General features: G+C 46.8%; 18 protein-coding genes, 1 other RNA gene and 1 pseudogene. 8 read left to right on the top strand and 12 right to left on the bottom strand.

Annotated features, from left to right (window positions below; translation table 11 throughout):
• Window positions 1–91 precede the first annotated feature (91 nt).
• Both GF617_RS00560 and GF617_RS00555 read left to right on the top strand, forming a co-directional pair.
• Complete coding sequence (locus tag GF617_RS00560; protein ID WP_064164827.1) at window positions 92–1,510, top strand: DEAD/DEAH box helicase family protein; 1,419 nt, start codon at window positions 92–94, stop codon at window positions 1,508–1,510.
• Window positions 1,511–2,423: 913 nt separating this feature from the next.
• A complete protein-coding gene (locus GF617_RS00555) occupies window positions 2,424–2,681 on the top strand; it encodes a hypothetical protein (protein WP_074183016.1) in 258 nt (85 codons plus the stop codon).
• A 304-nt stretch (window positions 2,682–2,985) separates the two neighbouring features.
• On the opposite strand, the gene GF617_RS00550 is transcribed toward GF617_RS00555, so the two are convergent.
• Entirely contained in the window at window positions 2,986–3,558 is a 573-nt protein-coding gene (locus GF617_RS00550; protein ID WP_064164826.1) for a recombinase family protein, read from the bottom strand.
• Between the two features lie 711 nt (window positions 3,559–4,269).
• On the opposite strand from GF617_RS00550, the pseudogene GF617_RS00545 reads away from it, so the two are divergent.
• Together GF617_RS00545 and GF617_RS00540 are read left to right on the top strand one after the other, a co-directional pair.
• Window positions 4,270–4,544 (top strand): annotated as a pseudogene (locus GF617_RS00545) (transposase); the annotation flags it as partial.
• Window positions 4,545–4,605: 61 nt separating this feature from the next.
• Window positions 4,606–6,264, top strand: coding sequence for a lysozyme inhibitor LprI family protein (locus GF617_RS00540; RefSeq protein ID WP_064164825.1), 1,659 nt, complete (start codon window positions 4,606–4,608; stop codon window positions 6,262–6,264).
• Between the two features lie 367 nt (window positions 6,265–6,631).
• On the opposite strand, the gene GF617_RS27485 is transcribed toward GF617_RS00540, so the two are convergent.
• From GF617_RS27485 to ffs, 4 genes are all read right to left on the bottom strand, one after another.
• A complete protein-coding gene (locus GF617_RS27485; RefSeq protein WP_074183015.1) occupies window positions 6,632–6,970 on the bottom strand; it encodes a zinc ribbon domain-containing protein in 339 nt (112 codons plus the stop codon).
• 546 nt (window positions 6,971–7,516) lie between these two features.
• Window positions 7,517–10,366 (bottom strand): UvrD-helicase domain-containing protein, encoded by a 2,850-nt coding sequence (locus GF617_RS00530; RefSeq protein ID WP_203450834.1) that lies wholly within the window; start codon window positions 10,364–10,366, stop codon window positions 7,517–7,519.
• Between the two features lie 272 nt (window positions 10,367–10,638).
• Window positions 10,639–11,709 (bottom strand): site-specific integrase, encoded by a 1,071-nt coding sequence (locus tag GF617_RS00525; RefSeq protein ID WP_064164823.1) that lies wholly within the window; start codon window positions 11,707–11,709, stop codon window positions 10,639–10,641.
• A gap of 109 nt (window positions 11,710–11,818) precedes the next feature.
• Window positions 11,819–11,915: signal recognition particle sRNA small type (gene ffs, locus GF617_RS00520), an RNA gene on the bottom strand.
• Between the two features lie 167 nt (window positions 11,916–12,082).
• On the opposite strand from ffs, the gene GF617_RS27420 reads away from it, so the two are divergent.
• Both GF617_RS27420 and GF617_RS00510 read left to right on the top strand, forming a co-directional pair.
• Complete coding sequence (locus GF617_RS27420; protein ID WP_181622477.1) at window positions 12,083–12,526, top strand: GNAT family N-acetyltransferase; 444 nt, start codon at window positions 12,083–12,085, stop codon at window positions 12,524–12,526.
• Window positions 12,527–12,838, top strand: a complete 312-nt coding sequence (locus GF617_RS00510) for an MGMT family protein (protein WP_181622476.1) — start codon at window positions 12,527–12,529, stop codon at window positions 12,836–12,838. It begins immediately after the preceding gene.
• Window positions 12,839–12,882: 44 nt separating this feature from the next.
• On the opposite strand, the gene GF617_RS00505 is transcribed toward GF617_RS00510, so the two are convergent.
• Window positions 12,883–13,374, bottom strand: a complete 492-nt coding sequence (locus tag GF617_RS00505; protein WP_181622475.1) for a YbaY family lipoprotein — start codon at window positions 13,372–13,374, stop codon at window positions 12,883–12,885.
• A gap of 206 nt (window positions 13,375–13,580) precedes the next feature.
• Here GF617_RS00505 and tesB point away from each other — a divergent pair, with 206 nt between their 5' ends.
• Entirely contained in the window at window positions 13,581–14,441 is an 861-nt protein-coding gene (tesB, locus tag GF617_RS00500) for an acyl-CoA thioesterase II (RefSeq protein WP_181622474.1), read from the top strand.
• Window positions 14,442–14,545: 104 nt separating this feature from the next.
• Here the strand turns inward: tesB and amtB are convergent, their stop codons facing one another.
• The 5 genes from amtB to GF617_RS00475 form a co-directional block, all read right to left on the bottom strand.
• The gene (amtB, locus tag GF617_RS00495) at window positions 14,546–15,832 is read right to left on the bottom strand and encodes an ammonium transporter AmtB (RefSeq protein ID WP_181622473.1); all 1,287 of its coding nucleotides are present in this window, start codon (window positions 15,830–15,832) and stop codon (window positions 14,546–14,548) included.
• 35 nt (window positions 15,833–15,867) lie between these two features.
• Window positions 15,868–16,206 carry a P-II family nitrogen regulator gene (gene glnK / locus GF617_RS00490; protein ID WP_012016323.1) on the bottom strand — a complete coding sequence of 113 codons (339 nt, stop codon included), beginning with the start codon at window positions 16,204–16,206 and terminating at the stop codon, window positions 15,868–15,870.
• Between the two features lie 253 nt (window positions 16,207–16,459).
• Complete coding sequence (locus GF617_RS00485) at window positions 16,460–18,241, bottom strand: SmdB family multidrug efflux ABC transporter permease/ATP-binding protein (RefSeq protein WP_181622472.1); 1,782 nt, start codon at window positions 18,239–18,241, stop codon at window positions 16,460–16,462.
• Entirely contained in the window at window positions 18,234–20,006 is a 1,773-nt protein-coding gene (locus tag GF617_RS00480; RefSeq protein ID WP_181622471.1) for a SmdA family multidrug ABC transporter permease/ATP-binding protein, read from the bottom strand. Before GF617_RS00480 ends, GF617_RS00485 begins: the two co-directional genes overlap by 8 nt.
• 51 nt (window positions 20,007–20,057) lie before the next feature.
• Entirely contained in the window at window positions 20,058–20,516 is a 459-nt protein-coding gene (locus GF617_RS00475; protein ID WP_181622470.1) for an Lrp/AsnC family transcriptional regulator, read from the bottom strand.
• Window positions 20,517–20,631: 115 nt separating this feature from the next.
• Between GF617_RS00475 and GF617_RS00470 the strand changes: the two genes are divergently transcribed.
• The gene (locus GF617_RS00470) at window positions 20,632–21,678 is read left to right on the top strand and encodes a PLP-dependent cysteine synthase family protein (protein ID WP_181622469.1); all 1,047 of its coding nucleotides are present in this window, start codon (window positions 20,632–20,634) and stop codon (window positions 21,676–21,678) included.
• A gap of 40 nt (window positions 21,679–21,718) precedes the next feature.
• Here the strand turns inward: GF617_RS00470 and cof are convergent, their stop codons facing one another.
• Window positions 21,719–22,537 (bottom strand): HMP-PP phosphatase, encoded by an 819-nt coding sequence (gene cof, locus GF617_RS00465; protein ID WP_181622468.1) that lies wholly within the window; start codon window positions 22,535–22,537, stop codon window positions 21,719–21,721.
• Between the last annotated feature and the right edge of the window lie 92 nt (window positions 22,538–22,629).

The following is a 22,629-nucleotide window of genomic DNA, read 5'->3' as shown; positions in this document are numbered from 1 at the left end:
TACATATAACAGTACTGAAACATTAATTCAGTGCTGCCATTATACCACCAGTCGGATACTGGCTTTAATCAATCAATAAAGGGAATTAACCATGAGTATTTATGAAAACAAACTTCACTACGTTTCTGTACAATGTGGTGGAGGGAAAACACAACTGATAATCAAAACTATCAATGCTAATCTAAAAAAATACTACTTGGTGGTAGTACCATCAAAACAGCTACAGTACCAGTACTATAATAGTCTCGGGTACGGGTTAATCATAAACCATGAAACACATGCGAGCCTGCTTGAGTCCATCAGTGAGGAACTCATTGCAGAGAATGAACGAATACTCTTCATTACCAATAAAATGTTCTACCGTCTCGATCCTTCGCTTTTAAAAAAGTGGACCGTGTTCATAGATGATTGTGTGGATTATTTTGGTCACAAAAGTGACAATATTGAACATGAAGATGAATTGTTCAAAAAAATGTCACCAGGGGAGCTATACGGCGAAGTTTTCAATATCACAGGTATAGCCGATGATCATGGTGATTATGTGAATGTCACATTGAATGGAGATGCTCGCTCAGATGTATTGACTGGGATTCAAAAACAATACGATCAATTCCACTACTACCACCAGATCGTTGTCAACAGTTCTGTATTTACGGATGAATGTTGCAAACGCATATTCATTATTGGCTACTATGACCTTGAACGCTATGTGAAAAATGATGTGGAAATTGTGTACTTTGCGAATGATTTTGAAAATACGCTCATTTACAAAAAGTACTGCCATTTGTTCGAAGAGTACCAACATAACCTGGTACAGAACTCTACTAACAACCAGCGTTTAATCGTTAAGTACTTTGCGAAAAATAATTCGCTCAGTAGTACTCGCCTTAAAGCAGAGCGAGATAAAACTAATAACATGATGTCCCGTGTCGGTGAGTACATCAATGCAAATGAGAATTTGCCAGTACTCTGGACCTGCAACGAAGCGTATAAAAAACAATGGGCTATTAGTGGGGAATACCTTACACCGTGTCAACGTGGCATGAACCATCTTCAACATCATACAGTCGCGGCTTGTATGGTTTCGTTGAAGATTGATTCTGCACTCTCGCATCACATAGAGGCAGTACTGGGCCATACCTATGAGGATATCATTCATCAGCAGGAGTATGAGGCTATCAATCAGTTCCTGTACCGTACTAACCTACGCAATTACCAATCCAGTACTAAAGTGACGTTGTACGTGTTTGATGAGAATCAGGCTCATAGCATTGTGGGTGCAGGGAGCTATGAGTATATTGATGTTGGAGTAGATGCAGTACCGAAACATGTCGGGCGGCCTGTTTCTGCGTTGCCTGAACGAGTACGTGACGCATCCCGTAAATGGATACGGGACAAAGTGCGTACCCTCATTGATATCACAAACTACGTGAACAAAATGGCGTTTAAGTATTCTCTCGATGAGGGACAGAAAAAACTACTACTGGATCGACTGATAAAGGGAGCTTAATGCTTCCTTTTTTATTGTCCAGGGCACTGGCAGTACTCGTAGGGGACCTGGAGGGGTAGTACTTTAAATACTGGTAGTAATTGGGCGAGTTCAACACGAGCGGGCAACCGGACGTAGTGAGCGAAGCGAGTGAAGTGTAAGGGCGTCAGTACTCCCGAATGACGGAGCCAAGCGGAGTTGGAATAAACTTTAACAGTTATTCATCAGTAAACAATCAATAAAAACAAGACAATTACTCAAGTAATTAATTCCAGATCCAATAAAAAAATATACCAATTGCCCCGTAGTGAAGCGAACGCGAGTGAGCGAACAGGGCAATTTGTAGGTTTTAGGTAGTATCGTAACGAAGTGGAGATACTGCCTATTCCTTTGAATACATAATAGATTCATTATAGATTTGAGACACAAACACTCGCTTCGCTCTTGTTCGGTCTGTCATGAATGATCGAAGAAGAAATACTTCACTTCGTTTCGTTTTTCTTCTTCTTTTCATTCATTCCTTTCTTTCCTTCCATCAGTAAAAAAAAAGACAAGTACTCAAGTAATCACTAGTTATTAAAAAACTCCGAAAAAACCCCAATAAGACTGTATGGCTATTTCTCGGAGTTTTTCCCCTACCTACCCTTACCCCCTCATGTTAGTGGTTTGGATTTTAACTGAACTAGCCGAATCCCCCATGTCAGTACTGCATCTTCCTAAAGCCTGCCTGAAGTCCTTTTCCTTCTAAACCTTGCCAGCACCACCATTCGCCCCCTCCCTCGTCGATTTGATGGAATTTCATCGGAAACTACTAGTAATCAACTTGATTGTTTTAATCGATCGATATATAAGTAATTGATCGTTTTTATCTATTGATTGAGGGGTGAACTATTCGGTCATGGATAGCTGGCTTACAGGAAAAAGGTGGTTTTTCATGAATAAAATCGTAGTGTTATGTGTGGCTTTGACTACATGCTCTGTTTCGGCCGCTGATGATGCTTCAACAGCAGACGTGGATTTGCTACAGATAGCAATACATCGTGCGGGCTATGAATGTGCGAGGGTTGACAGAATAGAAACAAAAACCGACTGGTTCTCCACAACAACCTCAAAAGTCACATGCGATAATGTTTACCAGTTTCTATTAAGATATGAGCGTGGAGGCATTAGTGTTGAAGTCATTTCACTATAAAGGTCCTGATACGCCATTACGCTTAGTGAGAGTACTGATCCTGGTGGGATAATTTGATATGAATAAAAATGCAGAGTTATCCTCCTATATCTGCAAATAACATTTACGACAATAACTGACAGGACATCAGTGTTGGCTCAATGAAAAAACTGGTGGGAAAAAACTTCTAGATATTTTCATAAGTACTGCGGTATCGAACTCACAAACGAGTACACCGTACAGTAATATGCTGTCTTCATCTTGATTGTACTTTTCGACAAAATGCCAGAAGTCGCTTCGTCCTTCATGAAGGACAGAAAATTCGTTATTGGGCAAAGTTCCAGTACCTCTTTACGGTAGCGATGGAGACACCAAGTTCTTTTGCCGTCATGGACTGGGACAGCCCATTTTCTTTACATGCCAGGATACGATCAGTACTGGTAGCGTTAGGACGGCCTAGCTTCTTCCCTTGAGCCTTTGCTTTTGCAAGTCCTTCTTGGGTCCGTTCACGGATGCGGTCCTTTTCAAAGTTCGCGACGGCCGCAAGTACGCTCATCTGAAAACGACCAGCAGAACTGGTGAGATCTACACCGTCTAGGTCCAGGGACTTAACGACTATATCTTTAGCTCGAAGCATGTCGACAGTACTAAGTACGTCGATCATATCGCGACCGAGCCGATCAAGTTTCAGTACTACCAACGAATCGCCTGCTTCCAGCTTATTCTGTACGAGGTTTTTGAATCCTGGCCTTTCCATCGCACATACACCACCACTAATCGTTTCGGTGATTGCCCGAGCAGGCGGTACGGTATAACCACGTTGAGCGAGTGCCAAAAGCTGGTTGTCTACAGTTTGCTCTGAAGTACTCACTCGGCAGTACAGAAATATCCGGCTCATGTTCATTACCCGTAAGTATCAAAAATGTGTGCTCATAATATCAATGGTGTCAAAACTGTCCAGTACTATTTTTTGATTCTAGATTCTGATACTGACAGTACCGGTATCAAAACCGAACATTTTTGAGACTGAAATTACTACATATCTGGAATACCATAAGAGGTGTGATAATGCGTCGGTTTCACTTCGCTAGTAGTAATGGTTTAGTCCAAAGGGAGTTAAAAACTGAGTTGATGTCCGAAATGAAAACGCCGGGCTAAAAATATGAAGCATTTTTTATCTGGGTAGGTAATTGCTTAACATTCTGCTGACACAAACAAAATTACTGTAATTTTTATATTGCCTCACTAAAAACGAGTAACCTTAGCCGCGTTCGTGTTCAGGAGTGCACTAAAGGATAGTTTACGTCCATATACAGGGTGCAGTGGAATGGTGTTCACGTGGAGAGTGACGCCATAACGATTGTGTGTGCCAGTGCTGGAAGTATCATGAACGGATACAATTATGTTTCGCTGGAGAGCAAAAAACTCTAAATCATTGTAATACGGGACTATATCCATTACTGACATAACTATCTCGACACTGGGGGAGCATGACAGTACTGAAGCCCTGCTGAGGTCAACACAAGGTGGGTAATTGAATAGCCGCTGAATCGCCACAGGTTTAACAGACACCTCAGAGTCATTTAAGATGGCTTAAAGAGAGGTGCCCATGAGCGGTAAGTGTTATCCCGAGGAGTTTAAAATTGAAGCAGTCAAACAGATTGTTGATCGTGGTTATTCTATTTCCAGCGTTGCAATACGTCTTGATATCACCACCCACAGCCTTTACGTCTGGATAAAGAAGTACGTCCGGATTCTTCTACTAATAAAGAACAGCCAGATGCTCAGGCTGAGATCCGCCGGCTCCAGAAAGAGCTGAAGCGAGTTACTGAGGCGTGTGTGGATAAAGAAAAAAAGACTACGGGACGCGGGAGGAAGCCCGTAACAGTTGACAAATTTACGTGAGAGGTAGGATTATGATTTCTGACAGGATTTTTATAACTATATGGTTGATCATACCTTCTTTGGAAAACGAATGAAAATATCTCACATAGCACTCATCGTATCATTAGTTTGCTTCGGTAAAACAGTTGCGGCAGCGTCGTTCGATTGTAACAAGGCAACAACTTATATCGAGCAGACCATCTGTTTGACGCCCGAGTTATCTACTCTGGATGATCAATTGAACCTCTTGTACAAAAAAACAATCCAAAATAACGTTGAAAACAAAAGTTCGCTTAAACAAGAACAATTAAGTTGGCTGAAAAACATCAGGAACAAAGCAACGTCAGAGCAAGGGATAAGAGATGCTTATATGAATCGTATTAGTAGTCTTAATATAGATTTAAACAAGGGGGTAGCAATTCAGGAGGCAGGAAAGAAAGATCAACCGCAGACTGCACAAACACAGATAGCGTCACTACCAACGCATGCAGCATACATAAAATATGCCCCAGGAACACATGTAAAGTATCTTAACGCCGCTATCACTGGCCCTTGTATGGCTGAACATCAAAAATTCGACAGTCTTGATTTTAACCTCAAGATGAATTTTAGTAAAATGAGCGATACCCAAATCGCTCAAGAAACTAAAGAACTTAAAAATGCAGAACGTGCACGCTGGATTTGCATAGAAAACGAGTTGAACAAAAAAAATATCACTCTAGATCTAAAATCACTTTTTGAAAAAAGGGATTTAGGGTCTATTGAAGCACCTGTACAACCTCACTTAGCTCAAAAACAGTTAGACCCGGTCCCCTTTACACAGTCCAAAATCTCCAAGCCTGTAGACGTAGTAGTTCCTGATGCGGGTTTTTATCAGCAATTAGATGATTTTTCTCAGACATCAACGGCTGAAACACTATCCGCAGGGTTATCCCAAGAAGAACTCAAGCAGGCAGCACACGAAATAAACGAAGATATTAAGAATTTCATCAACTACACTCCTTCTGAATACTATTCTACACTTCAGTATAAAAATGATGACCTCGCGTCAATTGCTCGTGGACGTAATGATACTAAAGCGACAACATATTTTATTGCAAAGGATATTCTTGCAGGGAAGGGCACTGAATTTAAGGCCATGCAAAATTTAGGTGTGAGCTATTTGTATGGAAGAGATGCATTGGTGAAAGATGACAAAAAAGCCCGTTTGATACTTGGGTTTGTTGCTTCCAATGGTTATCACTATGCTAGATACATCTTATCAAATGATTATTTGTTCCGTAATAATGCAGCATCTAAATCTCAACTTCAATACATTAGTCGTTTAATGAACAATACTCCATGGTATGCTGAGTATGAAGCTTTGAAGAAAGCTGCTGAATTTAGGGTTGCGAATTATAATGGTTATTATATAAAGGTAACCTGCGTGGCTAACAACACAGTGAAAACACCTCTAAACATTAGTAAGTGTGCGAAGCCATATACGATACATTTAAAAGATGACAAGGGGACAGGATACGATTTGTCTGATCATTTTGCACCTGTATGGAGAGATTATAATGGAACTAGCATATTATACACTCCAGAACACTTTTCCTTCTCCACCAAGAATGGAGAGGGAAATACGCTATTACTTGTTGAGGTATTTAAAGTTGGAACTCTATCACCAGAGAAGAGTTATCAATTAGAATCATATCAAGAAATATCTTTTACTCTTTAAGTTTTATGCTATGGGCCTTTACGGGCCCATAGACATACTGCACCATTTTAAATAAGGTCACTCGCACGCAGAAGCGTCATAGCATCTGTACCCTGTTAATGCAATGGTAAGTTGGACAAATCAAAAACAGGCCATTATTTAATTTAACAAACCACATCAAAATATTTTTTGAATATATTGTCGATAACCATTTTTATTTCATAGCACGATATCGATACGTTTGTTTATTGCCTCGCTATAATTACAGTAGATTCATAGATAACTTTTGCGAGTCAAACCGATTTGATCAACTATTACCTTCATTAGTAAATGCAAATTAGCAAATTGCATAAACATCATAAGCCTTCACACGTAGATTGATTGAATACTATCGATATTTTTCTTTGTCACGAAAGATATAGTGAAACACCCAGACAATAATCCAAAGGCCAGCAGTAAAGAATGTAAGAACAAAATGCAGTAGATGAGGGAAACTTTTTGGTAAGATATAGCCGTTATTATAACCATTACCGTTATTATTATTGTTGTTGTTGTTGTTACTAACTACGATGTTTGGGTTCTGAGCACGATCCCGTTTCAGGTGCTCAATATCTCGCATTTGTTGGTCCAAAATTTCGCCACAGTGTTTACATTTTTTTGCGTTTAATGAAATTTTTTCATCACAGTACGGACAGTTCTTTTCATTTAAATTGGCTGACAAATTCATTTTCCCCCCAAAGGATACGATTGCGATTTTTTAACAAAAAAGTGTCTGATTTTCATGCAATTGCAACACAGTGGCAAACTTACAAAGTTTGTAAGAATATGTCAAACATAATGGAAGGTGTTCCCTATTTAGGTCGCAAAATCTGTAAAAACCCCTGTACGCTGACCTACTCAACAGCTCATCCTGTGCTCTCACTGTCTCAGTCCTGCCCCTGCTTTAACCTGCTGCATCCTCATAAAGCCGCAAAATGATTCTCACGCTGTCAGTACTGATCCAATACTGGACAACATTTTTCAGGGTGCTACATTACGTTTGTTGCACCAAAACGTAATCTCATGATAACCCAACACAATTCAGTACTACTGGCTGATGGCAGGGCCCCCACCCATTTCAGGGTTAGTACTTGATAGTTAACACTAAAAGTACTGGCACCTTCCCGCCAAAGCTCCAGTGGTACAAAAATTGTGTATCACCTTAGGGCTGCACAATGTCTCTCATGCTCTCCAGACACGGCAATCCAACATAACCCATTGAATTAGATGATTTTTACTTTTTATTGGTATTTTTGCATTGATCGTCTTTGATTCCATAACCTGTGCATCCCCAAAACTCGCCATATTTACCATGACGAAGTTTCATTGGGCGTCCACATATGTCACATATTTTAATCGAGTTACCACATGCAACGTTATTACAGGTACTTGTGTATCTAGAATCAACAGAAGGTGCCCGGCACATTGAACAAACCCTGGCCTTACCAACGCTACACCCGAGTCCTGTACTACATGTGTAGAATTCACCGTAGATACCTTTAATCAACCTTAAGTACCCATCCTCACAGTTAGGGCACTTGAAAATTTTCCTGTACTGCTCTTTAAATGTTGCCGACACAATATTCAGATCGTACTTAGGAGCAAGCAACTCGGTAATGAAACTAGACGGAGCTGTGGGACCAGCAATTATGTACAATTTTTTCTTTGCACGTGTAATACCAACGTACAATAGACGTCTTTCTTCAGAATGAGGATACGAATCCAGAGATGGTAGCAAGGCTTCAATAATAGCTTCATCCTTATTTTCATTAGGGAAACCCTTCCTTCCCTGGAAGAATCCAATAAGAATACAATAATCCGCCTCTAGCCCCTTTGATTTATGAAAGGTCCAAAAGCTAGTGTTTTTTTGTAGCCGAGAATGATTCAACAATTCTTTAGCTTCATTTATCAGGTAGTTATATCGTGCAATGATTGCGATACTACCATTGGCGTCGTTCTCTCTAATCTTCAGAACGATTTCCTTAACTCGCTCATATACTCCTTGCTGTTTCTCAGGTTTACTATCCAGCAAATATATCTGTGACAGATTTACCTTTGCGTGCGTTTCTATGTGCTTCTTATACTGCTCAGGGTTTTCCATTATGAATTGCCCGGCAGTGTTTGCGATACTGTTGTTGTAGCGAAAGGTTTTTTGTAATTTGGTAGCGGTGTAGTTACCGATCATTTCACCAAATCTAGTTGTCAACTCCAACTTACCACCAGAGAAGCGATAAATTGACTGCCAGTCATCCCCTACTACAGTCAGGGATGGTTCAGGTCCTTTCGCTATAATGGCTTTAATGAACTCCATACGTGCCGCTGATATATCTTGGAACTCATCGACCAAGATGTACCGCCACTTAGGGATGTAGTCTTCATTTTCAATTACCTGAATGGCTCGAATAATCATGTCGTCAAAATCAATGGCATTTTGATTTTTGAGCTCTTGAATGTACCCTTGATGTAATGCATCCAATAATGTTGCGGCATTTTTAGGTTGGCTTATACCAGCCCTCTCAAGCCTGTTCGCTATTAACTCTTCCGTCAGCCGCTCAACTCGAATTGCTTGAAGTGCCTTTTTCAATAGGTCACTCCAATCGGCTATACGCCCTTCTTCACGAAGTTTTTTCAACACATCTTCTGATTTTATGGGCTTACATATGATACCTTGCTTCTCCAGTTTAATTTTCAGACTGGAAGTCAGATTCTCTTCAATCCATTCATAATGGAACGTTTCAATCAACGATGTCCCACACTCAGCATGAAGTGCACGCTTGTTACGAATAGCTTCATTGTATTTTGCTGCATCAATGTCTGCCCGAGTGTTCCCCTGACGATCTATACCGAAGTGCTCAATGTAAATATTTGTGTCTTGAATATAAAAATCAGGGCGATAGTCGAAACCAATATCGATACGTCTTTTACTCACATAAGGAGCTTCGTAGGTATAAGCAACCCCATTCATGTACAAAAAATTAGCTATCAGAAGCTCCTGATAACCTTTAACTTTGTCTCCGTTTAAGGTTCTGAACTCATTATCTCGAACATATCTTTCATATTCAGCTTGAGTATTGAAGCCAAAAGGATTTACAGGTTGAGGAAAAAGGCTTATGAAGTTCAGTAAGTTAGCACTATTTGATTCGAGGTATTTTTCTAACCACGAAGTAACCCACTGCTTGAATTTCATTTCGTCTTCAGTAAATTCACTCAAGTAGGTTGGTACACCAGTGTTATGTAGAAGCCACCTGCCTAATGCATGAAAAGTCGATATTTGTGGGAATGATTCTAACTTGATCTGACCTGACTCTGCTTTGTCAACAAGGCGTCCCCTGAGTTCTTCAGCTGCCGCACGGTTATAGGCCAGCACGAGTATTTCTGAAGGGTTAGCTAGGCCACGGTCAATGAGATCAAGAGCCTTAGCAACCATAACAGATGTTTTACCCGTACCTGCTGCTGCCAAAACCATGTTCATATCATTAGACCGCAAGACACCCAAACGTTGTTCGTGAGTCAACGGGTTTGACTCAACCCGGTCGAAGAATGACATTCGTTTTTCAAGCTGGTAATTCTCGTGATATTCACGTAGAACTTCCGCCTGTACTGGGTGGTAGCCGACAATTTTCTTAACTTTTTGTATGGACTCTGATTTTAGACACATATCCCATACATCAGCTTGTGCGTAGTAATACTCACTCAAACTCTTGCAAAGCAGAGAAATGCAACCCATGCGGGTGTCTCTTGGGTACTCATGAATCACATAAGCTTCGAATTCATTGAAGGTTTTAGAAAGATAGTCGTTGATGAATTCGGCAATGGATGCATTGAGGACTTTCAAAAATTCTGCTGAGCCGCTCTTTTGGAGAAATCGATATTTTACGGACTTATTGCCAATATTGAGGACCAAGACCTGACCAAAGATACCATTTTGCAAAGTTGCAAAACCTTTGCATTCACGAAAGGAATCTGATGCGATCGAAATATCATTCTTTGATGCGATCAGGACGTCATTCTGGACAAAAATGCAGTCTCTACCCAACAGCCTACCTATTAAATTTGACGATAACTTGGCTTGGATATCATGCATCAACATCTACTCTCAATGGGCTAGTCATGGGCAGTTTTTCAGTGAACACGAAACAAAAAGTACTACATCGTAAACGAATTTTAAACATGGCTGTAGTAGGCTCATGCTAACCGAGAACACAATGCAGTAATGGCTCCAGACCAGCATCCTGAGTATCTCGAGCCCCATATCAGACTCCCCATCAGCCCCTGAACACTACCTTACATCGAACCTTAAGACACCTGAGCTTCACTTTGTCAACTAGGAGTCCTAGTACCGACCACGGAAGAAAATTAAAGATGCACCAATAACGCATAAAGCCCTGACAAACCAACAGATTTACCATAGCGATTATACGTAATTGAACTGTTTGCATGCCCTAAAAATGCCCCCGCAAACTGTTCTGCAACGCCAGCCGTTTTGAACGCTGTTGCAACATAATGCCTGAGTGAGTGAAATTCAGGTACAGAAATCCTCTTACGGAAACTGCTAAACCAGCGAGTGAAGTAATGGCTGAATGAACCTTTATAAAATGTCAGTTGCGGGAACAGACGAGCCTTTGCCTTCTCTACATACTCAAGGAAACCGTTATAAATCAGTTCTTTGTGCAATGGAATACTTCGTTTACTGCTATCTGTTTTGACTGTTTGCCCTTCCTGACTATCATCAACCACGGCACACCAGATTTCATCGATTTTCTTTATGTCACAACGATATAGCTGACAAATTTCATTAGCTCTCATCCCAGTAAAACGACCTAGCAGAATGATCCATCGTTTCCACTCAGGCAATGAATCCAGGGAAGAAATTAGTCGCTTTATCTGGCTAGCACTGTAACTTTCGCGTTTGCTGGCAGCAGACTCCTTATCCTTCTGCATTAAACCATCGAATGGGTTCTTTACCTCGAAATCCACTCGATTACTTAACCACCTGAAAAAGCCACCAATTTTCTTAACGTACTTATTCTTTGTCGGAATAGATAGATCAAGCCCAGCAATAAACGCTGCCGCCTGGGTTTTACTGGTAGGTTGGTTAGTAAATTTGAAGTAACTATTTAAGCAACGCCGTATAGATGCCGTTTCCCGCTCCCCTACCTCTTTACTTTTGAAAGTAACGTACTGTTCAGACTGATATTTTAATTCATCAAGTCCAGCAAGGATTTGTACATTTTCTGGTGGTACTGAAGTAACCAAGGGAGTTTCAAGCACGGTCCACGGACGATCTACAAAACGTTCAACACGTTTCAAAGCTTCAGTTTTAGACCGTGTGCCTAACGAACGACGATACTCACGGCGTTTACCGCATGGCATGAGATTGACTTTGCGGTAGTACCAAATGCCGTGTCTGGAGAGCATGAGAGACATTGTGCAGCCCTAAGGTGATACACAATTTTTGTACCACTGGAGCTTTGGCGGGAAGGTGCCAGTACTTTTAGTGTTAACTATCAAGTACTAACCCTGAAATGGGTGGGGGCCCTGCCAGCTACATCCCGGCACACACGTCATCTGCCTTGGCTGCTTCCTTCCGGATCTGACCTGGTAAACAGAGTAGTGTTGCGGGAGAACCAACAGAGCCCCCATTGAGAGCGTTGTTAACCAACGCGCTGGCGCATTATCCCTGCACAGGATCGCAATTGCAAGTTAACCGCGACCGTATGATGGTTTATTGCGCAAAGTGCGCGATCTATCAGGTATTATCTCCGTTTCACATTGCAGATCGCACAAGGAAGAGACGACGATGATACTCAAAATTAGACCAGCCATGCCTGAAGATGTTCCGGGATTGTTCGCTGTCCGTACGTCGGTGACCGAAAACGCCATGACATATGAAGAGATGCAAGCGCTCGGAATAACGGAAGCAACCGTTTGTAGCATGATTGAGGCGTCAGAATGCGCCTGGGTCGCTACCGAGAATCAGCATGTTGTCGGGTTTTCAATGATCCTTCCTGAAGATGGTTGTCTGTTTGCGGCATTCGTTCTTCCTCACTATGAAGGGCAAGGCCTGGGGAAAAAACTGGTACACGCTGCGGAACAGGCTCTGTTCAGGGACAACCCGCTTATCTGGCTTGAAACCGGTAAAAACACACGAGCAGCGGGATTTTACCGTCGCCTGGGCTGGAAACATGCACAGGATGTCGGTGAGGGAGATATCCGGCTTGAAAAGTCCCGGCAGGAGCAATAAATGGACGAACACGACACTTTCCCGCAACGCGTATGGCAAATTGTGGCCTCTATTCCCGAGGGATTTGTCACCACTTACGGTGACGTTGCACGCCTGGCGGGCTCACCACGCGCGGCCCGACAGGTCGGCGGCGTACTTAAGCGTTTACCAGAAGGCAGTACGCTCCCCTGGTATCGGGTGGTGAATCGTCATGGAACCATCTCCCTCACAGGGCCGGATTTACAACGTCAGCGTCAGGCGTTGCTCACCGAAGGGGTACAGGTTTCAGGCTCAGGGAAGATCGATTTACAGAAATATCGCTGGGTTTACTAGAACGGATGCCCTCTCCTGCTGGAGAGGGCACTGAGAGAGAGCACTTAAGGCTGTGTGGCTGCAGGTACTGCAGTTTGTTGAACTGGAACCAGACTCAGGTCTGCCTTCGTCCCACCGTGGTTAATCACTTCCTGCACCGTATCGGTAATAAAGGTCAATTTACCGTTGATGGTCACCGCCGCACTCAGCAAGATCCGCGCATTAGGCTGAATCTCTGCGGGGTTATACGGAAGCGCAAAGCTGAACGGGGCTTGCTTTCCTTCAGTACGAACGGCTTTCTGTGACAGCACTTTGGATGGCGCGTCAGCCAGGGAAGCATCTGAAAGGGTAACGGTTAACACCGCATCAGGCGGTAAGGCTACTTTCTGACGGATCCATACCGTACCAGAAACACTTGGCTGCTGAGTGGCTTGCTGCCCAAGAGCATCCGCAGTATACGGGTTTGGCGCTGGCGTCTGGGTGTCGGCACTTTTACCTGCACAGGCAGACAGGGCAACCGCTACCGCTAAACCACTTAACATGTGCACGAGTTTCATTGAAGTCTCCTTATCATCAATGCATCGACGGGATCGATCCCATCCGATGTCGTTAACATTTAGATAACGTAAACAAGTGTGGCACACATCACCTATTAATGCCTAATTTTGGCTTGATATTCAGATTATTCTACCCATCGGACCACTTTCATTTCTGCGTTATACTCTGCTTATCTTTCGCTACGGCGTTTATATTGAGGACAACTATGAGTCTGGCACTGAACAATCTGCTGACATTACTGAATCTGGAAAAAATAGAGGAAGGACTCTTTCGCGGGCAAAGCGAAGACCTGGGATTACGGCAGGTTTTCGGTGGACAAGTCGTGGGGCAAGCACTCTACGCAGCTAAAGAGACCGTGCCTGCAGACCGTCTGGTGCACTCGTTTCACAGCTATTTCCTGCGTCCAGGAGACAGCGCTAAACCGATTGTTTACGACGTTGAGGTACTGCGTGATGGCAACAGTTTTAGCGCGCGCCGGGTGTCAGCAATACAGCATGGTAAGCCGATTTTTTACATGACCGCTTCCTTCCAGGCTCCTGAGACGGGTTATGAACACCAAAAAGAGATGCCCCCTGCGCCAGCACCGGATGACCTGAAATCCGAAACGGATATTGCGCGCGCACTGACGCATCTTCTGCCGCCTCAGATGAAAGAGAAATTCCTTTGCGATAAACCGCTGGAGATCCGCCCGGTCGAGTTCCATAACCCGATGAAAGGCCACACGGCTGAACCAAAACGCCAGGTGTGGATGCGTGCAAATGGTACTGTGCCTGCGGACTTTCGTGTTCACCAGTACCTGCTGGGTTATGCCTCTGACTTTAACTTCCTCCCGGTTGCTCTTCAGCCGCATGGTGTCGGGTTCCTGGAGAAAGGTATGCAAGTCGCCACTATCGATCACTCCATGTGGTTCCATCGTCCGTTTGATATGAATGAGTGGCTGCTTTACAGCGTTGAGAGCACCTCTGCATCCAGCGCTCGCGGGTTTGTCCGCGGTGAATTCTATACGCAAGATGGCGTACTGGTGGCCTCGACGGTTCAGGAAGGCGTTATGCGTAATCGGGGTTAACCCTGCCCTCGCGAAGACTGATGCTCCCTCACACAAGAGGGTAAAAAAAGCCTCCCAATGGGAGGCTTTTTCTTGCTACTTGCTACAGGAGAAACTCATTGCAATCAGGCGTTATAGGCATTCTCGCCATGGCTGTTGACATCCAGACCTTCGCGTTCCTGCTCTTCCGGGACACGCAGTCCAACGGTCATGTCCGCCAGTTTGTAACCAATGAACGCAACCACACCAGACCACACTACCGTGATGGCGATACTTTCGAGTTGCACCAGAACCTGGTGAGCCATGGTGACACCCTCTGCGTAGCCCACACCACCCAGTGATTTCGCCGCAAAGATACCTGTCATGATACAGCCGATGATACCGCACACACCGTGAACACCAAACACATCGCAAGGGTCATCAACGCGCAGAACACGTTTCAGGGCTGTAACCCCCCACAGACCGGCCAGACCAGACACGATACCGACCAGCAACGCGCCGCCGACACCGACATAACCACAGGCTGGAGTGATACCGACCAGGCCCGCAATCGCACCAGAACATGCGCCCAGCAGTGAAGGTTTACCGCGAACAACCCACTCACCAAATACCCAGGAGAGAATAGCGCCCGCCGTTGCAATAACGGTGTTCACAAAGGCCAGAGCGGCAATTTCGTTCGCTGCGCTTGCTGAACCGGCGTTGAAGCCGAACCAGCCGAAGTAGAGAATAGCTGTGCCGGTAAACACCATTGGCAGGTTGTGCGGTTTGAAGGCTTCTTTACCAAAGCCCACACGTTTGCCAATCAGGTATGCGCCCACAAGACCCGCAACGGCCGCGTTAATGTGCACAACCGTACCGCCCGCAAAGTCCAGCGCGCCGTGAGAGGCCAACAGACCGCCACCCCAGACCATATGTGCAATCGGCACATAAGAAAGCGTCAGCCAAACCACCACGAAAATCAGCACCGCGGAGAAACGAATACGCTCGGCCAGCGCACCAACAATCAGTCCCACCGTAATACAGGCAAAAGAGCCCTGGAAAGCAACGTGGATGTACTGATAGAAGCTGCCCATCAAGGCGGTCAGCTCGATATTCTTAAGCATTACCCAGTTAAAGTTGCCGAAGAAGGCATTGCCTTCACCGAACGCCAGTGAGTAGCCGTATACCACCCACAACACACACACCAGCGCGAATGTCACTGCGACCTGCGTTAGCATGGAGAGGACGTTTTTACCGCGGATCAGGCCGCCGTAAAACAGTGCAATACCCGGAATAGTCATGAACAGCACCAGTGCGGTGCAGATCATCATAAAGGCGTTATCGGCTTTGTCTACCACCGCAGGGGCAGCCATCGCCAGGCCCGGCAGCAGTGCCAGCGAACCCAGACCCGTTTTGATTGTTGCTTTCTTCATTTTCTCGATCCCTATCACTGTGTGCCAGGAGTTACTTACAGTGCCGCTTCGTCAGCTTCACCCGTACGGATGCGAATGACGCGCTGCAACTCGGCAACGAATATTTTGCCGTCGCCAATTTTGCCGGTGTAGGCCGCTTTGCTGACTACATCAATCACTTCATCAAGCTGATCGTCAGCGATAGCCACATCAATCTTCACTTTTGGCAGGAAGTTGACGCTGTATTCCGCACCACGGTACAGCTCAGCATGACCCTTCTGACGACCAAAGCCTTTCACTTCGGTGACCGTCAGCCCCTGAATACCCATTGAAGAGAGCGCTTCGCGAACGTCTTCAAGTTTGAATGGTTTGATTACCACCGTAACCAGCTTCATATATCCCCTCCAGTCAGAATTCGGTAATGGCCGCAGCTAACACGTATGAGATATTGCAAGGGGTGTGCCAGAATGAGAAAAAATGAAAATTTAGATGCCAGGCCCATGTATGAAGGGGAAAAGCAGGACTAAAAAGGGGCAAAATCCCGCAGAATAAGAACCGGTGAAAAAAAACGCACCATGACAGTGCAAGGTGCGTTTATGTTTTGCACCAACAGCAGTGACTGTTAGTGCGTTGCCTGATTTTGGTGCATCAGGCGCTTAATGTCTCTTCTTCGCGCGCGCTGGCAGCCAGTTCTTCACCCGCCAGCTGGAGCTGGTACATCTGCCAGTAACGCCCTTTCGCTTCCAGCAACTGCCTGTGTGTCCCACGCTCAACGGCCTGGCCACGATGTAGCACCAGAATGGTATCCGCATCAACGATCGTCGAAAGCCGGTGCGCAATTACCACCAATGTCGTATGGTCTCGCACCGCGGCAAGCGCTTGCTGGATCGCCTGCTCCGTGCCGGAATCAATACTCGCCGTCGCTTCATCCAGGATCAGGATCTGCGGTGTCTCAATCAGGACTCGCGCCAGGGCCAATAGCTGTTTCTGCCCAACGGACAGGTTATTACCCTGTTCACCCAGTTTGGTGTTGATCCCCTCGCTCAGCCCTCGCGCCAGATCAGCCAACTGTACTTTTTCCAGCACGTCCCAGACTTGCGCTTCGGTAAACGGTCGCCCCAGCGTTACGTTTGCATAAAACGTGTCAGCCAACACAACGGGATCCTGCTGAACCATCGCAACGCCTTTACGTAATACATCGTGACTTAGGGTCGAGAGAGGTCGTCCATCCAGACGGATTTCACCTTTTGTGAGCGGGTAATACCCCATCAACAAACTGGCGAGTGTACTTTTCCCGCTACCGGTATGCCCGACCAGCGCCACGAAACCACGTGACGGGACATCGAGGCTAATGTCCTGCAAAACCAGCCGATCTTCACGATAAGCAAAGGAGACATTATCAAACGCGATTGCGCCGCTTTGCAGGCTACGATCATCATTACCGTAGGTCTGGCGAGGACGGTCCATCAGTTCAAAAACGCGCTCGCCCGCAACAACTGCCTGCTGCAACATAGATTGCTGCGTCGTGAGTTCAATCAGCGGTTCGTTAAGGCGCCCCAGGTAGCTAATAAAGGCATACAACACCCCCACTTCAATCGTTCCGCCCGACGTGAAGCCGAACAGCATCAGCAGGCCGCAGAGTACCAGCGCCGAAAAGAGGCTCAACAGTGGACGCAACAAGAAGCCATCCAGCCGCAGCGTTTGCATACGTGCCATATAGTGAGAGCGACTGGCCTCTCCCATCCGCTCCCCAAACCGCGCCTGCTGACGGAACTGCTGGATAACGCTCATACCATTAATGACTTCGTTAAAACCATCATTAATATCCGCCAGGTAGGCCCGCACGCGGCGAACAATGGGCGTGCTGTAACGCTGATAGATAATCATCACAATCATGACGGCCGGGAAGATAGTGATCGCCACCAGCGCCATGCGCCAGTCGAGGCTGAACATCGCTACCAACATCGCGCCAATCAACGCTGCGCTACGCAGTACCGTTGCCACCACGGTGACGTAGAGATCGCGAATAACTTCAGTATCATTCGTCACCCGCGAGATCACCTGTCCGACAGGCTGCGTATCGAACTCACTCAGCGGCTGGCGCAGCGCAGCATCCATCACATCAGTACGGAGCTGTTGCACTACGCCGACAGCAGCCCGGTTAAAGAGCAATGACTGCGCGTAATGCAGCGAGGCCGCCAGCAATTGCAATCCAACGTAAGCAACGCCCAGACCGGCCACCAGCCCTAATGGCAGATATCGTTTGGCGACCATATTATCGATGAAATAGCTAATAAGCAGCGGGCCAGTCACTTCAGCAATCGCCGCGATCCAGAGCATCACCACCGCAATAGACAGGGGTTTTCGCCACGGTGAGCCATAAGCCAGCAGGCGCTTCAAAGTGGGCCACAGCTGTCCAAAGTTACGCATCTGCGGACTCCTCATTCAGCTCTGGCGCATCATCCAGCGCCGCTTCCAGTTGCTGATAGCGGTACATATCGCGATACCAGCCCGGTTGTTCCGCAAGCTGATCATGCTGCCCACGCTGAGCAATATGCCCGTGCTGCATCACCAGTATTTCGTTAGCTTCCGTCAGCGCCGAAAGACGATGCGCACTGATGATCACCGTCCGACCTTCTCCCCACTGGCGCAGGTTATGCAGGATTTGATGCTCCGTACGGCCATCAACAGCCGAAAGTGCATCATCAAGGATCAGGATTTCGGCGTTCAGCAACAGTGCGCGGGCAATTGAAATACGTTGTTTTTGACCACCGGATAACATTACGCCACGCTCGCCGACTTCAGTGTCATAACCCTGTGGCAGACGCAGAATGTCCTCATGGACGCTGGCTAAGCGCGCCACATGTTCAATCTCTTCCTGCGTCGCCGCAGGGTGACCGAGGGCAATATTGTTAGCGACAGTGTCAGAGAATAAAAATGGTGTCTGGCTGACCACGGCCAGACGGCTACGCCAGCCATCCAGCAGAAGGTTCGTCAATGGAATATTGTGGAACCGAATATCCCCTTGTCCCACATCAAAATGACGCTGAATCAGGGACAACACCGTACTTTTCCCGGCGCCCGTCGGACCACAAATGCCCAGCATCTGGCCCGGTTGCAACGTAAAATTGACGTTCTCCAGTACCGGATGCGCGGTTTGCGGATAGGCGAAAGCGCGAATGTCCGCTTTTATAACTCCACGCCCTTCCGGAACGGATTCGCTGCCGTCGTTAACAACCGGAGCTTCGGCCAGCATGTCGCGGATACGGCTGTAAGCTGCACTCCCGCGCTCAACAATGTTAAACATCCATGCGAGTGCCAGCATCGGCCAAATCATCAACCCAAGGTACATCGCGAAACTGGTTAGCTGACCGAGCGTCATTGAGCCCTGCACCACCATCCAGCTCCCGCCACCAATCGCCAGCAGGTTAGCCATGCCAATGGCAATATAAATTGTCGGATCGAACCGCGCATCAATGCGCGCTACCCGCATGTTTTTCGCACCCGTATCGGCGGCATCAGCAGCAAACAGCGCCGACTGCCGGTCCTCAAGACCGAATGCTTTGATCATGCGAATACTGGTCATACTTTCCTGAGTACGGTCGTTCAGTGATGAAAAAGCCGCCTGCGCCAGCTTGAAGCGCTCATGCAGTTTTTCACCGTAACGATTGATCGCCAACGCCATAATGGGCATTGGGAGCAGTGCCAGCAACGTCAGTTGCCAGCTGATTTGAGTGGACATCACAATCAATACCGCGCATCCCATCACCAGGGAGTCGACCAGTGTTAATACTCCTTCCCCGGCGGCAAACACTACACGGTCAACATCGTTGGTGGCACGGGCAATGAGATCGCCCGTGCGATGACGAAGATAAAACTCCGGATGCTGGCGGCTTAACTGGCGATAAAAATCTTCGCGTAGCTCAACGGCTAATTGGTAGGACGCACCAAATAACAACACACGCCAGACATAGCGCAACAGGTAAACAACAACGGCGGTCAGCACCAACGTGCCCACCCACATCAACACCCGTGCGGTGGTGTAATGCTGTTCCGTGACGCCATCGACGACATATCCCACCACTTTAGGCGGGATCAACTGCAGGATGGCAATGATAATAAGCAGGGCCACTGCGCCGAGATAGCGTTGCCATTCCCGACGAAAGTACCAGCTTAGTTGGGCAAATAATCGCACGCGGTATTTTCCTGAAGGTATAACTCCGGCCACGCCGGTAAGTTGTTCAATTTATTCAATGGGTAATGCTGTGGTGTACTTAATCTGTTCCATGGCGAAACTCGAGGTGACATCTGACAAACCCGGAACACTGTTCACCAGCCGCTTGTAAAAGTCATCGTACCGCTTCATATCGGCCACCTGCACGCGCATCAGGTAATCATATTCCCCGGCCATGCGCCAAAAACCGAGCACTTCCGGCATGTCTGACACCACCGTCACGAAGCGGCAATACCAGTCGCTGCTGTGGTGCTGCGTTTTTATCAGAACAAACGCCGTCAGTCCAAGCCCCAGTTTTTCTGGATCCAGCAACGCAACGCGCCCCAGTAAAATGCCGTCATCCTCCAGCTTCTTGAGGCGCTTCCAGCAAGGTGTGGTGGTCAGATTAACGGCATCCGCGAGAGCCTGCAAAGAGAGGGTGCAGTCATTTTGCAGCAATGAAAGCAGTTTGCGGTCAATTTTATCTAACATACCCACCTCACAGAGAAAAATTTTCTCCTTACATTCTATTTTAAAGGCCAGATAGCAACAATTTTTTCTGTGCTTTTCGCTATGCTGGGCACAAAATGACAAACGGATAAACACGATGAATAGCACCTGGGTCAAACATGCCATCAGCGAAATCAATGCCGACTATCAACGATCGGCTGATACTCATCTGATTCGCCTTGCCCTGCCGGGTTTTGCCGGTATTCAGCTCTATCTGAAGGATGAAAGCACCCACCCAACCGGCAGCCTGAAGCATCGCCTGGCGCGTTCGCTATTTTTATACGGTTTGTGTAACGGCTGGATTAAAGAGGGGACGACAATTATCGAGTCTTCATCCGGTTCTACCGCCGTGTCGGAAGCGTACTTCGCACGCCTGCTTGGCCTGCCATTTATCGCCGTGATGCCTGCCTGTACCGCAAAACGTAAAATTGAACAGATCGAATTTTACGGCGGACGTTGCCATTTTGTAGAAAGCGCCTGCGAAATTTACGCCGCCTCCGAGATGCTGGCTCGCGAACTGAACGGCCACTATATGGACCAGTTTACCTTCGCCGAGCGAGCCACCGACTGGCGTGGCAACAACAATATTGCCGACAGTATTTTCCGTCAGATGACCCATGAGCCACATCCTGTCCCATCATATGTTGTGATGAGTGCAGGAACAGGCGGAACATCCGCCACCATCGGCCGCTATATCCGTTGTCAGGGTTACGACACTCAACTGATGGTGGTTGACCCACAGAATTCCGTCTTCCTCGACTACTGGCAAACCCGTGATGCGGCCCTTCGCAGTCAGGTGGGCAGTAAAATTGAAGGTATTGGCCGTCCGCGCGTAGAGCCATCATTTATTCCTGATGTGGTGGATGAGATGCTTCGCGTGCCGGATGCTGCAAGTGTGGCAACGGCGCACTGGCTGGAGACACAGCTTGGCCGCAAAGTCGGTGCGTCGACCGGAACGAATATGTGGGGCGCGCTGCAACTGGCCGCACGCATGCGGGAAGAAGGCCGCACTGGCTCTATCGTCACTTTGCTGTGTGACAGCGGCGAGCGTTACCTCGACACCTATTACAATACGGAGTGGGTACAGGCGAATATTGGCGATATCGGGCCGTGGAAAGTACAGATTGCACAGCTGGTGAAATAAAAAAAGCCAGACCGAAGTCTGGCTTGCTGGAAGGGTCTCACTATTCGGGGGAATATGGGAGGTTGTTATTGTCCAGCCAATGCGTCAAAAAATGGGACACGGCTTCATTACGGCAGTGTCCGATAACTGGCAGATGAGGCAGCTCCGCTTTCAGTTGCGGCATCGCATTCCCCATAATCAAACCACGACCAACGCTACCCAGCATTTCGCGGTCATTCATGGCATCGCCAAATGCCATACAATCCTGCATGGTAAAGCCCAGATGGCCGCTCAACACGGTCAGGGCAGAACCTTTGTTGCACCCTACGGGCAGTACTTCCAGACAATCCACTGCGGAGAAAGTCAGATGCGCACGACTACCCAGCACGTCATTAAGCTGAACACGTAAACGACACAGGTCGTCGTGAGCGCCGCAAAAACAGATTTTGGTGACAGTGTGCGCCGGGATGCGACGCAAATCGGTTAACTGGTATTTGAAACCGCTGTAGACGTGCGCGTGCAGTAATTCAGGAATATCGAGCCCCGTGAACCAACCCGAATCGTTAAACACGTGGAGGCTGGCCTGGGTATCCCAGGTGCTATGCAAAACCAAATCCGCAACTTCCGGGTCAAGATCCTGCCGGTGTAGTACATCGCCTTCAACAGAGTGAATACGCGTTCCGTTGCCGGTAATGAGAAAAGCATCCAGTGAGAGCGCACCAAGCAGATGACGCATCTCCAGTACATGGCGACCCGTGGCAAACGTCAGCGTGATATCACGTTCGTGCAAGCGCTTCAGGGTGTTTAGCGTCTTATCCCCTAAACGGTGATCCGGCATTAACAGAGTGCCGTCCATATCAAATGCAGCCAGCCGAGCCATGATTACTCCCGAAAGTGTGATGCGGTTAACTTGTGCAACAGTATTGCCTGAGATATACGGAAGTAATAGTGAATAGATGACAATAATTGTTC

Source organism: Lelliottia sp. RWM.1, from assembly GCF_016859735.1.
In the GTDB taxonomy this organism is placed as follows: Bacteria; Pseudomonadota; Gammaproteobacteria; order Enterobacterales; family Enterobacteriaceae; genus Enterobacter.
Note: the sequence above shows the minus strand (reverse complement) of the source record. Positions and strands in the feature narration are given on the sequence as shown.

Excerpts from the sequence above, each read along its gene's own strand:
- GF617_RS00560 (WP_064164827.1), top strand. The coding sequence starts at position 92 with ATGAGTATTTATGAAAACAAACTTCACTACGTTTCTGTACAATGTGGT.
- GF617_RS00555 (WP_074183016.1), top strand. The coding sequence starts at position 2,424 with ATGAATAAAATCGTAGTGTTATGTGTGGCTTTGACTACATGCTCTGTT.
- GF617_RS00550 (WP_064164826.1), bottom strand. The coding sequence starts at position 3,558 with ATGAGCCGGATATTTCTGTACTGCCGAGTGAGTACTTCAGAGCAAACT.
- GF617_RS00540 (WP_064164825.1), top strand. The coding sequence starts at position 4,606 with ATGGTTGATCATACCTTCTTTGGAAAACGAATGAAAATATCTCACATA.
- GF617_RS27485 (WP_074183015.1), bottom strand. The coding sequence starts at position 6,970 with ATGAATTTGTCAGCCAATTTAAATGAAAAGAACTGTCCGTACTGTGAT.
- GF617_RS00530 (WP_203450834.1), bottom strand. The coding sequence starts at position 10,366 with ATGCATGATATCCAAGCCAAGTTATCGTCAAATTTAATAGGTAGGCTG.
- GF617_RS00525 (WP_064164823.1), bottom strand. The coding sequence starts at position 11,709 with ATGTCTCTCATGCTCTCCAGACACGGCATTTGGTACTACCGCAAAGTC.
- GF617_RS27420 (WP_181622477.1), top strand. The coding sequence starts at position 12,083 with ATGATACTCAAAATTAGACCAGCCATGCCTGAAGATGTTCCGGGATTG.
- GF617_RS00510 (WP_181622476.1), top strand. The coding sequence starts at position 12,527 with ATGGACGAACACGACACTTTCCCGCAACGCGTATGGCAAATTGTGGCC.
- GF617_RS00505 (WP_181622475.1), bottom strand. The coding sequence starts at position 13,374 with ATGAAACTCGTGCACATGTTAAGTGGTTTAGCGGTAGCGGTTGCCCTG.
- tesB (WP_181622474.1), top strand. The coding sequence starts at position 13,581 with ATGAGTCTGGCACTGAACAATCTGCTGACATTACTGAATCTGGAAAAA.
- amtB (WP_181622473.1), bottom strand. The coding sequence starts at position 15,832 with ATGAAGAAAGCAACAATCAAAACGGGTCTGGGTTCGCTGGCACTGCTG.
- glnK (WP_012016323.1), bottom strand. The coding sequence starts at position 16,206 with ATGAAGCTGGTTACGGTGGTAATCAAACCATTCAAACTTGAAGACGTT.
- GF617_RS00485 (WP_181622472.1), bottom strand. The coding sequence starts at position 18,241 with ATGCGTAACTTTGGACAGCTGTGGCCCACTTTGAAGCGCCTGCTGGCT.
- GF617_RS00475 (WP_181622470.1), bottom strand. The coding sequence starts at position 20,516 with ATGTTAGATAAAATTGACCGCAAACTGCTTTCATTGCTGCAAAATGAC.
- GF617_RS00470 (WP_181622469.1), top strand. The coding sequence starts at position 20,632 with ATGAATAGCACCTGGGTCAAACATGCCATCAGCGAAATCAATGCCGAC.
- cof (WP_181622468.1), bottom strand. The coding sequence starts at position 22,537 with ATGGCTCGGCTGGCTGCATTTGATATGGACGGCACTCTGTTAATGCCG.